The sequence below is a fragment of the Arcobacter roscoffensis genome (assembly GCF_024267655.1).
Taxonomy (GTDB): domain Bacteria; phylum Campylobacterota; class Campylobacteria; order Campylobacterales; family Arcobacteraceae; genus Arcobacter_B; species Arcobacter_B roscoffensis.
In genome coordinates, this window is sequence record NZ_CP100595.1 from 1,743,909 (window position 1) to 1,756,402 (window position 12,494).

The following is a 12,494-nucleotide window of genomic DNA, read 5'->3' on the forward strand; positions in this document are numbered from 1 at the left end:
AATATAACTTTTAAAGTTTTTTTTGCCTTTAGTCAAACTTTTGTACAAACTTTTTTGACTTCTCAATTATTTTATTATCTCTTGTAAATAAAATAACCTCATAATTGTCTTTAAAAGAGTCTTTCGTCCAGTTCGTACTTCCTAAAACTAGAACTTTCTCATCAAAGATAGCTATTTTAGTGTGTAGTTTCTTATCAGCTATGATAGTTTTAATACCACTTTTTTTAAGCATTTTGTATATCTCATCATCTTTTTTCACTTTTGATTTGTCAAAAATAACTGTAATATTGATTTTTTCTTTTGATTTTTTCACTAACTGTTTTGCAAACTTTTTGTATGAAAAATTGTACATAGAAATATATATACTACTCTTTGATTCTTTTATCAAATCCACTATTTTATCTTTTGTTTTATCTGCATGCTTGGGTAAAAAGTAGATTTCATTTGTATCTTTTAATTCAAAAGCATCTTTTGAAAAGGCAAAACCACTAACTAAAACTAATAAAACTAAACATCTTAAAACAATACTATTTTTCATCATCTAAAACCTCGAACATCTCTTTTGGTATTTTTGTTGGTTTAAAGTTTTTTAAATAAGCTAGTTTAAATGAGCCTTTAAATAAAACTTCACCATCTCTTAAAACTTCTTGGTACATCACAACTGATGCAGCCTTTTTTTGCGTAAGTTTACAAGTAACAACTAAATCATCTCCAAATACAGCAGACTTTATATAATCAGCTTCCACATGTTTAACCACAAAAAACTCATCATCTTGATGAGGAGATAAACCTCTTTTGAAAAAAAGCTCAGACCTAGCTCTCTCACAAAACTTCAAATAGTTGGCATAATAAACAACCCCACCTACATCCGTGTCCTCATAATATACTTTTATATTTAGCACATAAACTTCCTAGTAATAATCTATAATTTTGTAATTATACATCTGTGTTTCTTTGATATATGTTTTATTTTAAGTTTTTAATTAATTTAGTTGAAATATAATGACAATAAATGAATATTTTAGTAGCAAAACTTCACACTAAAATAGAAATTTTAAAATTTGTCTGATTTTGTATTTAATCCACAAAAGACTATGACTTTGTTTATTAGAATAACTTAGATGAAATCATTATTTAGTATGTATAAAGAATCATATTTTTCTTAACTCAATTAAAATGTATTTATAAATGAATAGAATAACTATAGAGGTTTTATGAATATATGCCAACAAAAATATAGAATCTATGGATAAGTTTGAAGCAATTGTAGATAAGCTAAAAAGCCCTTAAAATAGCTACTGATAAAAACTAATTTAATTTCAAATAGTGTTATGTATTACAGAGAAACTGGATTTAAATGAAATTTATTCAAAAAAAAAATGAACACAACAAGATAGAATACAAATTGGAAATAATCAATAATTTAGAAAAACTAAATGAACAACAAATCAAATACATTTACCACATAACAGAAGCAGAAAAGCTAAAACAATAATCAAATAATATTTATATATGTTACATAATCCTGTAAAATATACAATTCAGACTATTATTATCTTGTTATTAATTCATTTTATTTTTATTTTATTTTTGTATTATACTAAAAAATTATTTTAGGATAAAAATGAATGATTTAAATAAAATTTTTGTAAATAGCAATATTAAAAATAACATACAAAATTTAAAAGCGAATATTGATTTAATAAAAATATTACTTGATAATAAAGATATTGTTCCTATAGATTATATTAATTCACTAAAAAGATTAGAAAGCATTTATTCTTGTATTAATACTTACATAATAAATGTAAATCCAGAATTAACTATATCTTCTAAGTTAAAGTCTAATTTAGAAAATATTAATACTTACATATTAGAAAGTACTAAAACATTAAATATCAAAGATGAAAATATTACTTTAAAATCACTTGAAGATGCAAATATAAACTTAGAAGAATGTTTAAAAATCTTTTATTTAAATTTCTTTGATAAATATATCGATATAGAAAATAAGAGAGAAATATTAGAAGCTTATAATGATATTATTAAAGACACTCCTGAAAAAAAATCATTATATACAGAAATAAAAGATGCAAAAACAAATATAGATAATATATATAAAGAATCATCAGATGTAAAAAGCGATATAAATACATTACATGATATAGTAATAAAAGATGCAGAAACAATAGCCCTTAAAAAAAATGACATTATTGAAAATCATGAAGCTATTAATGAAATAAATAATGATTTAGCTCAAATCTATGATGTTATTTCTATAGATGAAGAAAACAAAGATTCAATATATACGAAAATTAAAGAAATAAATAAAAGAGTTGAAGATTTTCATTATGAAGTTAGTAAAGCTTATGAAGAGATATTAGTAGATAAAGAAGAAAAAACATCTTATAAAACTTCAATCATTACAGCGAAAGAAGAAATAGAAAAATTCAAGAAAGAAACTAATGAACTTGTTGAATCTATAGAAGAAGAGACTATAAAGATAAACTCATTTTTTGATAAAATTTTTGGAAAAGAAAATGATGATGGAACAAGAAAAGGTGGATTAAGTAATAAAATTGATACATTAATAGAAAATTTTGAAAAATATAAAAATGAACAAGAAATTTATAATAAAGATATTAATAATAAAAGAGAAGATACTTATAATACTTTAAAAGATAAAATTGAAGATTTAATTGAAGGAGCAACTTCTGCTGGACTAGCAAAATCATATTCTGAAAAAAGAAAAGAATACCAAAATGGAATTAACAGTTGGAATTATCTTTTCATCATATTAGTATTTACAATTCCTATAATTGCTTATTTTTCAATTTATATTTTAAACAAAGATACCGATTTAACAATATCATTTTTAAAAACACTACCTTTAGTTTCTCCCATTGTTTGGTTTGCATGGTATGCTAGTAAAAGAAGAAATGAATATCATGTATTAATGCAAGAGTATGCCCATAAAGAAGCATTTACAATGTCATATAGTAGTTTTAAAAAGCAATTAAATGAATTAGGGGAGAAAGATGAAGAACTTATGAAACAGTTATTAAAAAAATCATTAGAAATAACATCTAGAAACCCTGTAGATTTTTTTGAAAAAGGTCACAATTCTCCTGCTGAAGAAACTTATGCAAAAATAAATAATAAATAGGCTATTGAATTGAATACTGTACTAAAATTTATAAAAAATTCTTTATTAGAGATTTTAGATAAGAAAGTCATATTTTCTTCTTTGATTTTATTTTTTACAATTTTAATGTTAAATGTATTTGATACTAATATACAAACATTTGACTGTACGATAAATGAAACATATTATGATAATTCTTACATTTGTGTTGTTGATTATCATTTAAACAATATAAGTGGAATACTTAGTGTTTTAGACCCAAAAGATACTACAGAAATAGATGAAATATTTTTAATCTTACTCTTCTATATAATAGGTGAAATAATTATTGTTTTAAATAAGTCTTTAACATTTGCATTTAATGAAAGAATAGTAACAAAAGGTATTTTTGAGATTAGTCCATATCTATTATCTATATTAATTGGAGCTTGTATTTCTTTTCCTTTTTTAGTGACTAATTTTATAGCAACTATAGTTATTCTTGTAATTTTGTTTATTTATTTTATAAATATGATATTTGTAATTTCAGGATCAAAAGATAAGTATGTAAAACTTATAGTACTTCATTATGAAAATCAGATTAAAGAACTAGAAAAGAAAAATAGAAAAGAAGAACTAGAAAAAGAATTAGAGGAACTAAAAGAAAATGAAAATCAAGATAAGTAAAATACTAATCTTACATTTGTTTTTTTATAATATTCTTCTTGCAGATTGTAGTACAACAAAATATAAGCATTTATTTGATGCTCCTAACTTTATAGTTAAAAATCCAAATATAGAGAAGATATGCTATGAAACACATATAGTATATTTTGATAAAAAAATGAAAGTTCCTTTATTAGTTGAATATAAAATATCAAAAGACAATATAAGCGATATTAAAAAAGGTCATTCAATTAGAAGAAGTTCAGTACCTTTTAAAGTAGAGAAAAACAAAAAAATATCTTAGAAGAAGAGCAATATCATCCTAATGAATATATAAGACAAGGAGTAGATAGAGGACATTTGCTTCCATATAATAATGCAGGTAAAGAGAAAGATGAAAAACAAGATATAAATAAAATGACTAACATTGCACCACAAAATAGAGGATTAAATACAGGATGTTGGAGAGTTAAAGAAATAAACTTATTAAAAGATTTTGAAAAAAACAAAAAAGATATTGTGATTACAGTTGGAATAAGTTTTCCCAAAGATGAAAAAAATTTAGAAAAAGTTGGAAACTTAAACTATCCTAAAAGTTTTTTTATGTTGATATAGATGAAAAAGACTTAGAGAGTGAGATTGGTATAGATATTTATCCAAATATATAGTATAATCCAAAATGGAGCAGAATATATTTTTATTTGCACTTATATTACCTATACTAATTGCAAAAAAAACTAAGTTTTCTATGATGTTATTTGATTTATCTTTTACTCTATAAAGTTTTGTGTTTCTTTTTAATGCTTGTTTGACTGTACTTCTAAAAAGTTTTTTCTAACTGCGTCCTATTGTGATCTTTTGCATAAAATTCTATAGGATTAGAAAGAAGAAATTTTTCGTTTGATTTTAATGTTTTAAGAGAGTAAGGTGATAATTCTAAATTCAATTATATTGCTTTAACTGATACTTTTTTATCTTTTATACCTTTAAGAAATGGGTTATTTGAAACAACTTTATTTTCCATTTTCTTTAATGTTTTTTTATCAACTGTTGGTAGTGGAGATTCTATGATTTTCCCATTTTTATTTATTCTAAATGACATTCAAACTCCTTTATTTATTTTTGCTAAATCATAACATAAATATTAATTATTCACAAAATTTTAAAGATATATATTTCTAAAAGCTAAATATGTTAAAATCCGTTTTTAGAATTTTACATATTTCAAGGTGGTTTTTTGTCTATTTTTGCGTTACAGTCTTTGGCTGGTGGGTTTCTAGATGAGGATTTAGAACATTTTAATAAATATTTCGATGATTGGTGTATTCAGTTTGATAGTTACGAAGACGCTTCTTTGATTGTGGAGACTTTGGAGAATCAAGAGGCTATTGATATAGTAGAGATTACGCCTTTGAGTTATCCTAAGTACTTTTTCAATGACCTTCAAGGAACTATTCATACTACTAGACAAATAGATGATAAGATAGTTTGTGTAGTTGAGCCATATATGGGAGCTAGTTTTAGGATTGCTGTTTGTGATTTAAATACAAAAAAAGTGAGATTATCAAAGACCCATTACAAAAACATCCCAAATGTTGAGAGTGCTTTTGCAAACTTTGGTGATTGATTATTAATCTATTTGTTTTAAGAAGAACAACTTACATGTGATACACCTGCTATATCAAAAAGATTAGCAGGTTTCAATCTATAGTATTTTTCTTCTATTTCTTTTGATTGCTCTGCGTATGGGTTTGTCATAACTTCTTGAAGTTCATGAATCAAACTGTAGTCATCTTCATTTGCTTTTTCATATGCAGGTACTAAAAACCACTCTCTTAGTGTGTATTTTGGGTTTATTTTTTTCATTTGTTTTGAAAGTTCTTCTTTTGATGAAGATGAGTCATTTATAGATAGTTTCCACTTTCCAAACCAGTTTTCCCATCTATCTTTTAAGTTTTTCTTATCATCAATACTTTTATAAAAACTTTTACTAAGAGCTTCTATATCTTTAGGAAGAGAAGATAACTCTCTAAAGAAAATAGTATAATCAACTGATGTTTCAATCATGAGTATTATCAACTCTTTAAACAGCGCTTCATCAAACTCTTGTATTCCTAGTTTGCTCGCCCACATTTTTTCCATTTCTTCTTGCATCTTATCTGTAAAGCTATTTTCAATTTGTTCTATATATTTTTGTGCTTCTTCATCTTCTGTTAGTAAAGGCTTTAGTGCTGTACAAAACATCTTAAAGTTTTGTTTTGCTGCTTCTGGCTGATTGAAGAAAGAAAAGTGAACTCCTCCACCAGTCCAAGGTTGATATCTAGGATAAAAGTTATCTATAAACCCAAAAGGACCATAATCAAGAGTAAAACCACCAACAGAACAGTTATCACTATTGAAATTGCCTTGACAATAACCTACTCTTATCCAGTTTGATATAAGTGAAGTGAGTCTATCTCTAAAACTTTTTGCAAAAAGAATTATTTTATCTTCTAGTGTTAAATCATTATTTATATCAGGATATTCTCTTTGTATTGCATGTAAAACTATTTGTTTTAACTCTTCTTTTGCTTCTGGATGTTCATGTTTTCTAGCTCGTCTTCCAAATAGTTCTAGTTGACCTACTCTTAAAAATGAAGGTGCAACTCTAGTTGATATAGCTATTTTCTCATCTATCATAACTTCAGGGTCTTTTGAGTAAGAGCCTTTTGTAAACCATGGTCTTTTCACAGTTTCCCTTTGTGAAGTATATAAACTCAGCGACCTAGAAGTAGAAATACCCAATTCATTCATATGTTCTTGTGCTAAAAACTCTCTTATACTAGATCGTAGAACGGCTCTTCCATCTGCACCTCTACAGTATGGAGTTCTTCCTCCACCTTTTAGTTGCATTTCCCATCTCTTATCATTTAAAACAGCTTCAAGGATAGAAATAGCTCTTCCATCTCCATATCCATTTCCTGTTTGAAAAGGACATTGTTGATAATACTCAGTGCCATAAATAGCTAAGGCATACCCACAAGCCCAACCTTCTTTTTTAAGACCTTCAGGTAGATTTGAAGTATCCGCTGAAAACATTTTCATAAAATCTTCATTTTTTGCAAGTTCATCATCAAATCCCAACTCTTCAAAAAACTTTTTGCTATGGGCTATGTACTTTGGTCGTTTGATAGGTGTAGGTTCTACTGGCACATAATGCCCACTAAAAACCTCTCTTGGATTGTGATTCTGTCCATCTTCACGTGCATCTGGGTCACAATTTAAAGTATTAACTAATGAATAATCTGCAAAATGTTGAAGTTCTTCTAGTGTTTCTATTTTTTTCATAATATATATTCTCTCTTGTATTTAATGTAATAAATAAATTTTTGTATTTTTTAAATTTTAATTTTCTATTGAGAAAAATTATCAAGTGAATTATACAGAGGTGTTTCTTTAAAAGGGATTGAAGTTTATATAAAAAGATTAAAAGAATAGGTTCTAAACCTATTCTTTTTAATTTCCACAGTTGATTTCTCTAATTCTATTCAATAAATGGAAAACATCATTGATGTTTTTCTCTATATTTTCAGTCACTGCAAAAATCTGTTCATTGTCATAATTTTCAGCATATAAGTCCACTGTATCTTGAACCATACTATGTACTCTATGGTGAGCTGCTTTTAAATCCTGCCACTCTTTTGTATTTGCAAAAGCCTCATTTTCGTTTGCATCTATCCATTTTCCTAGATTACACTCATGATGATTTTTTACTTTAAATTTAAAACCTTCTTTACACTCAGAGAAATTTGTATTTTTAAATACAATATGGTCTGATTTTAATTTATTTAAATCAAAAATCATATCTGTATTACAAATTCTTTTTTGGGCTTCTTTATCAAAACTTGTTTTATTTACTACAGCTTGAAGCTCTTGTGCAAGAGAAGTTGTATTTTCTGCCATTTGGCTAATACTTGAAGCAAGTGTTGCATTTTGCTGTGTAGCTTGATCAAGTGAATTAACTGTATCATTTATTTGATTCATAGCTAATTGCTGTTCTTTTGAAGCATTTGCCACGTCATTTATAAGTTCAATTGTAGAATTGATATTTTCATCAAGTTCATTATAACCACTAATCATTTCAGTAGTTACATTTTTTCCTGTTTTAGCTTTGTTTGTAGCACTTTCAACTAAGTCTTTTATCTCTTTTGCAGCCTCAGCACTTCTGTTTGCAAGATTTCTAACTTCTTGGGCAACTACTGCAAAGCCTTTTCCTGCCTCACCTGCAGTTGCTGCTTCAACTGCTGCATTAAGTGATAAGATATTTGTTTGAAAAGCAATTTGGTCAATAACTGAAATTGATTCATAAATATCTGTAACTTCATTACTTAACTCATCCATAGATTTTGAAGTTCTTGAAGCTAAGTCTCTTCCTTTGTCATTTGACTTGATTACACTTTGCGCATAATCAGCCATTTTAGAAGCATTTTGGCTACTTTTATTTACTGTTGCTGATACTTCTTCTATTGCTGCTGCTGTTTGTTCTAGTGAAGCTGCTTGAGTATTTGAAGAATCACTTAGTTTTCTAGATGAAAGTGTTAGTTCATTTGCACTTAAAGTTAAGTCTTTATTTGATTTGTCTATTAAACACATTACTTCATTGATAGTTGATTGTGTTACTTTTGTACCACTCATTAAAGAAGCAATTAACCCTGTAAGACCTTCAATATGAGGTATTTTATAGTCGTACTGCGCATTTGATAAAGCAACTAATGAATCAGATAAAATAATCAGATTTTTTTGTAAAGTTTTTATCATACTATTTATCTCAGTTACAAGTGAGTCTACTTCTTTTGAGTGAGCTGTTCCTTTGATTGTATCGTTTAACAATCCTGCATTTACTTTTTCAATAATAAGTTTTGTTTCTTCTATTACTAATTTATCTTGCTTAACACCATCTTGTATAAAGTCTAAATAAGAATTGAAACTTTGAACTAAATCACCTATTTCATCTTTTGAATTAATATCTATTTTTTCAGACTCTGATGAATTGTTTTTTCTAATTTCATCAATAGAATTTTTAAGTTTTAATATTGGAGAAAGTATATTCTTTTTGATATTAATAAGTGAAACAATCATACTTAAAATTAAAGCAATTACTAAAATAGTTAAAGCACTCCAAATAATAGAAGATGTATGTTCGACAGAATTCATAACCTTTTCAATTGGTCGGGCAGATACAGCTATTCCTAAAACTTTATCATTAAAATCTTTTACATCAACATATGAATAAAAGTATTTATCTGTGATTAGGTACTTATCTTGCTTTAACTTTGCAAAATCAATAGTTTTTGCATCCCTTAAAAAATCCTCATTTACAAACTTTTGAGAGATTACATAGTTTTTTAGTATTTTGTCATTTGGAATATTTGCAACAGAGAGTGAACTATCCATAAGTAATACAAAAGCATCGCCGATTTTATCAAAAGACTTTGCAACAGAGTTTATACCTTGCATAAATTCAAGTGAACCTAAATGATTTTTATTTGAATCAAACACAGGAACTACTGCTCTTATACTAAGTCCTGCTTTCCCCACTTCAAAAGTATTTACAGCATTTTGAGTACTATTAACTTTTACTACACTTGCTCTAAATGAGTTTAAATCATCGCCATATTTATCAAGTTTCCATGACCTTAAAAAAGAGTGGGAATCCTTCGTATGAACATGAACCTTTATATTTTTAAAAGGAGTAGAGTCTTTCATACTTTTTGATAAACTCTCTAATGCAGTTATTGCATATTCTCTTTCATTTAATTCTAATGCTTTTTTTATTTCACCATCATTTGAAATAGAAATAGCATTTGAAATACCCACATCAAACTTTGCTTGAATCTTAAGTTCTGATAGGTTTGTCAAATCTTTTTGAACACTATCATAAACTTCTAAAGTTAGGTTTTTCTTATAATAGTCTAAAACTATATAACCAACAACTAACATTAGTAAGGTAACTATAACAGTAATCAAAGAAGATTTTTTTGATATACTTAAGTTATTCATATATATCCTTTATTATTAAAAGTTATATATGATACTATTTTGCCTATTAATTTATGTTATATTTTGCAATTATTTACTATTAAATATAGTTATTTTTAAATATTTATAATCAAATATCTGTTATTATCAATTATACAAATAAAAAAGAAAAGTTAAGCTTATGAAAAATGATTTAAAAATAGTAGTTGTATTTTCATCCTTATTGATTATCTTATCAGTTTCAATGTCTTTTATAAATTTTATGGTTTCACTTGACTCCACACAAAAAGACTTAAAAGAGTATTCACTTCCATTATCTGTTGACAATATCTATTCTGAAATACAAACTCACATAATAAAACCAAACTTAGTATCTTCTATGATGGCCCATGATACTTTTGTAAAAGATTGGCTTTTAAATGAAGAAGAAAACAGTCAAAAAATAAAACGTTATTTACAAATGGTCAAAAACAAATACAGTATGTTTGTAGCATTTTTAGTATCAGAAGATACAAAAAACTACTATACACAAGATGGGCTTTTAGAAACCCTTGATAAAGACAATCCTGATAATCAATGGTTCTTTAAATTTAAAAACACCCAAACAAACCAAGAAATAAACTTAGATTATAATCAAGAGTTGGATAATTCTTTAATTATGTTTATAAATCATAAAATGATAGATGAAGATTATCAGCTAATAGGAGTTACAGGAATTGGACTTAAGATTTCTTATGTTGATGAAATGTTAAAACACTTTAGGCAAAACTATAATTTTTCAGTATATTTTGTAAATGAAGATGGGAAAGTAATTTTATCTGAAAGAAAAAACAATAATTTAAAGAACTTAACTGATATACCAGAACTTGCAAAACTAAAAGAACAAATAGTATCAAAAAAAGCAAATGTTATTGAGTATTCAAAAAATGATATGAAGTATCTTTTAAAAACAAAATATGTTCCAGAATTAGACCTTTATTTAATAGTTGAAGCAAAAATTGATGACTTTATGAATACAGAATATAATACATTTTATATAAATCTATTTATTTCTTTAATAGTTACTATAATTATTACGTTTATTATCATTTACAGTATTAAAGGCTTCAACAAAAGACTTGAGTACTTTGCAAATAATGACCCATTAACAAACCTTTTAAATAGAAGATCTTTCAATGATAATCTAAATACATTTACTAAATTATCAAAAAGAACTCAAAAACCAATATCTTTACTATTTTTAGATATTGATAACTTCAAAACTATAAATGACACTTTAGGACATAAAACAGGGGACGAAGTACTAAAAAGAGTATCAAGTATTTTAAGAGAAAACCTAAGACAAACAGATATAAAAAGTAGATGGGGTGGTGAAGAATTTATAATAGCTCTTATAAATACAGACTCTAAAGAAGCAACTGAAATAGCTCAAAAATTAAAAGAAAAACTTGAAAATGACTTAAGTCTTATAAAACTAGTAAACAAACCTATAACAGGAAGTTTTGGAGTTACTAAAATAAAAGCTGAAGAGAGTATAAGCTTGGCAATTGTAAGAGTTGATAATGCAATGTATGAAGCGAAAAAAAGCGGTAAAAATAAAGTTGTATTAAAATAAAAAAATGAAACCAAAAGGTTTCATTTTTTATCTAGCCCATAGGATATAAAATATCTTTTTGAACCTCTTCTATTTTTTTCATAAGTTCATCATCTATTTTAAAATCAAATGCCGCAAGTGATTCATCTACTTGACTTAGTGTTCTAGCACCTATGATAGTAGAAGCTACAAAATCAAAGTGTTTTGAGTAAGCAACCGCTAATGTTACAGGAGAGATTCCATAATCTTTTGCTAATTGCATATATCTTTTTGTTGCCTCAATTGTCTTTTCATTTACAAACCTATCAGCCATTGCTTGAACTCTTGGGCTTTTATTTTTGATATAAGCTGTAAATCTACATCCATCTGGATATAAACCATTGTTATATTTTCCTGCTAAAACTCCACCTGCAATTGGAGAGTATGGAAGAAGTGAAATATCTTCATTTTTACATACTGTTGCTAACTCATCTAAAAATCTTGGATTCAATAATGAAAAATTATTTTGTATTGATTCAAATCTAGCTAGTTTATTATTTTTTGCAGTTTCATTTGCTTTTGTAAGTCCATAAGCACTATCATTTGATGTTCCTATATATCTTACTTTTCCCTCTTTTACTAAATCATCAAAAGCTCTTAATGATTCTTCAATAGGCACTATTGTATCAGGCCAGTGCATTTGATATAAATCTATATAATCTGTATCAAGTTTTTTTAAACTCCCCTCAACTGCTCTTTTAATATGAAAAGAATCAATAGCAGTCAAGCCATGTCTAATAGGCGGTACAAACCAACCAGAAGCAGCCCCTGCAACTTTTGTAGCTAAAATAATAGAATCTCTATCTTTAGTTTTTAACCACTCACCTACCCACTGTTCTGTTATACCTGCTGTATTTGCTTTTGGTGGAACTGGATATATCTCTGCTGTATCATAAAAATTTATTCCATTATCATAAGCTTTATCCATTATTTTAAAAGCCTCTTCTTTTGATGTAGTAGAACCAAATGTCATTGTTCCCATACAAATAGAAGATACTCTAAGTCCACTTTTTCCTATATATCTAAAATCCATAATAATTCCTTCAAATCTTT

At 26.6% G+C, this 12,494-nt stretch carries 12 protein-coding genes; 6 read left to right on the forward strand and 6 right to left on the reverse strand.

What is annotated here, in order from left to right:
• Positions 1–28: 28 nt before the first annotated feature.
• Positions 29–541, reverse strand: a complete 513-nt coding sequence (locus NJU99_RS08110) for a phospholipase D-like domain-containing protein (protein ID WP_254575416.1) — start codon at positions 539–541, stop codon at positions 29–31.
• Complete coding sequence (locus NJU99_RS08115) at positions 528–902, reverse strand: YbgC/FadM family acyl-CoA thioesterase (RefSeq protein ID WP_254575417.1); 375 nt, start codon at positions 900–902, stop codon at positions 528–530. The genes NJU99_RS08110 and NJU99_RS08115 overlap by 14 nt, the downstream gene beginning before the upstream one ends.
• A 722-nt stretch (positions 903–1,624) precedes the next feature.
• Between NJU99_RS08115 and NJU99_RS08120 the strand changes: the two genes are divergently transcribed.
• From NJU99_RS08120 to NJU99_RS08135, 4 genes are read left to right on the forward strand one after another with little or no spacing between them, the layout of a single operon-like run.
• On the forward strand, positions 1,625–3,166 hold the full coding sequence (locus NJU99_RS08120) for a coiled-coil domain-containing protein (RefSeq protein WP_254575418.1): 1,542 nt from the start codon (positions 1,625–1,627) through the stop codon (positions 3,164–3,166).
• 9 nt (positions 3,167–3,175) lie between these two features.
• On the forward strand, positions 3,176–3,811 hold the full coding sequence (locus NJU99_RS08125) for a hypothetical protein (protein WP_254575419.1): 636 nt from the start codon (positions 3,176–3,178) through the stop codon (positions 3,809–3,811).
• A complete protein-coding gene (locus NJU99_RS08130) occupies positions 3,792–4,094 on the forward strand; it encodes a hypothetical protein (RefSeq protein ID WP_254575420.1) in 303 nt (100 codons plus the stop codon). Before NJU99_RS08125 ends, NJU99_RS08130 begins: the two co-directional genes overlap by 20 nt.
• Positions 4,088–4,405 carry a DNA/RNA non-specific endonuclease gene (locus NJU99_RS08135; protein ID WP_283256447.1) on the forward strand — a complete coding sequence of 106 codons (318 nt, stop codon included), beginning with the start codon at positions 4,088–4,090 and terminating at the stop codon, positions 4,403–4,405. Before NJU99_RS08130 ends, NJU99_RS08135 begins: the two co-directional genes overlap by 7 nt.
• A 331-nt stretch (positions 4,406–4,736) precedes the next feature.
• Here NJU99_RS08135 and NJU99_RS08140 read toward each other — a convergent pair whose 3' ends face one another.
• Complete coding sequence (locus NJU99_RS08140; RefSeq protein WP_254575422.1) at positions 4,737–4,892, reverse strand: hypothetical protein; 156 nt, start codon at positions 4,890–4,892, stop codon at positions 4,737–4,739.
• 135 nt (positions 4,893–5,027) lie between these two features.
• On the opposite strand from NJU99_RS08140, the gene NJU99_RS08145 reads away from it, so the two are divergent.
• Positions 5,028–5,417, forward strand: coding sequence for a hypothetical protein (locus NJU99_RS08145; RefSeq protein WP_254575423.1), 390 nt, complete (start codon positions 5,028–5,030; stop codon positions 5,415–5,417).
• Positions 5,418–5,434: 17 nt separating this feature from the next.
• Here NJU99_RS08145 and NJU99_RS08150 read toward each other — a convergent pair whose 3' ends face one another.
• Positions 5,435–7,117, reverse strand: coding sequence for a protein adenylyltransferase SelO (locus NJU99_RS08150; protein WP_254575424.1), 1,683 nt, complete (start codon positions 7,115–7,117; stop codon positions 5,435–5,437).
• Between the two features lie 168 nt (positions 7,118–7,285).
• Positions 7,286–9,829 carry a methyl-accepting chemotaxis protein gene (locus NJU99_RS08155; protein ID WP_254575425.1) on the reverse strand — a complete coding sequence of 848 codons (2,544 nt, stop codon included), beginning with the start codon at positions 9,827–9,829 and terminating at the stop codon, positions 7,286–7,288.
• A gap of 160 nt (positions 9,830–9,989) precedes the next feature.
• Here NJU99_RS08155 and NJU99_RS08160 point away from each other — a divergent pair, with 160 nt between their 5' ends.
• Positions 9,990–11,423: a sensor domain-containing diguanylate cyclase gene (locus NJU99_RS08160; protein WP_254575426.1), complete on the forward strand. Its 1,434-nt coding sequence runs from the start codon at positions 9,990–9,992 to the stop codon at positions 11,421–11,423.
• Between the two features lie 31 nt (positions 11,424–11,454).
• Here NJU99_RS08160 and NJU99_RS08165 read toward each other — a convergent pair whose 3' ends face one another.
• A complete protein-coding gene (locus tag NJU99_RS08165; protein ID WP_254575427.1) occupies positions 11,455–12,474 on the reverse strand; it encodes an aldo/keto reductase in 1,020 nt (339 codons plus the stop codon).
• Positions 12,475–12,494 lie beyond the last annotated feature (20 nt).

Excerpts from the sequence above, each read along its gene's own strand:
- NJU99_RS08110 (WP_254575416.1), bottom strand. The coding sequence starts at position 541 with ATGATGAAAAATAGTATTGTTTTAAGATGTTTAGTTTTATTAGTTTTA.
- NJU99_RS08120 (WP_254575418.1), top strand. The coding sequence starts at position 1,625 with ATGAATGATTTAAATAAAATTTTTGTAAATAGCAATATTAAAAATAAC.
- NJU99_RS08130 (WP_254575420.1), top strand. The coding sequence starts at position 3,792 with ATGAAAATCAAGATAAGTAAAATACTAATCTTACATTTGTTTTTTTAT.
- NJU99_RS08140 (WP_254575422.1), bottom strand. The coding sequence starts at position 4,892 with ATGTCATTTAGAATAAATAAAAATGGGAAAATCATAGAATCTCCACTA.
- NJU99_RS08150 (WP_254575424.1), bottom strand. The coding sequence starts at position 7,117 with ATGAAAAAAATAGAAACACTAGAAGAACTTCAACATTTTGCAGATTAT.
- NJU99_RS08155 (WP_254575425.1), bottom strand. The coding sequence starts at position 9,829 with ATGAATAACTTAAGTATATCAAAAAAATCTTCTTTGATTACTGTTATA.
- NJU99_RS08160 (WP_254575426.1), top strand. The coding sequence starts at position 9,990 with ATGAAAAATGATTTAAAAATAGTAGTTGTATTTTCATCCTTATTGATT.
- NJU99_RS08165 (WP_254575427.1), bottom strand. The coding sequence starts at position 12,474 with ATGGATTTTAGATATATAGGAAAAAGTGGACTTAGAGTATCTTCTATT.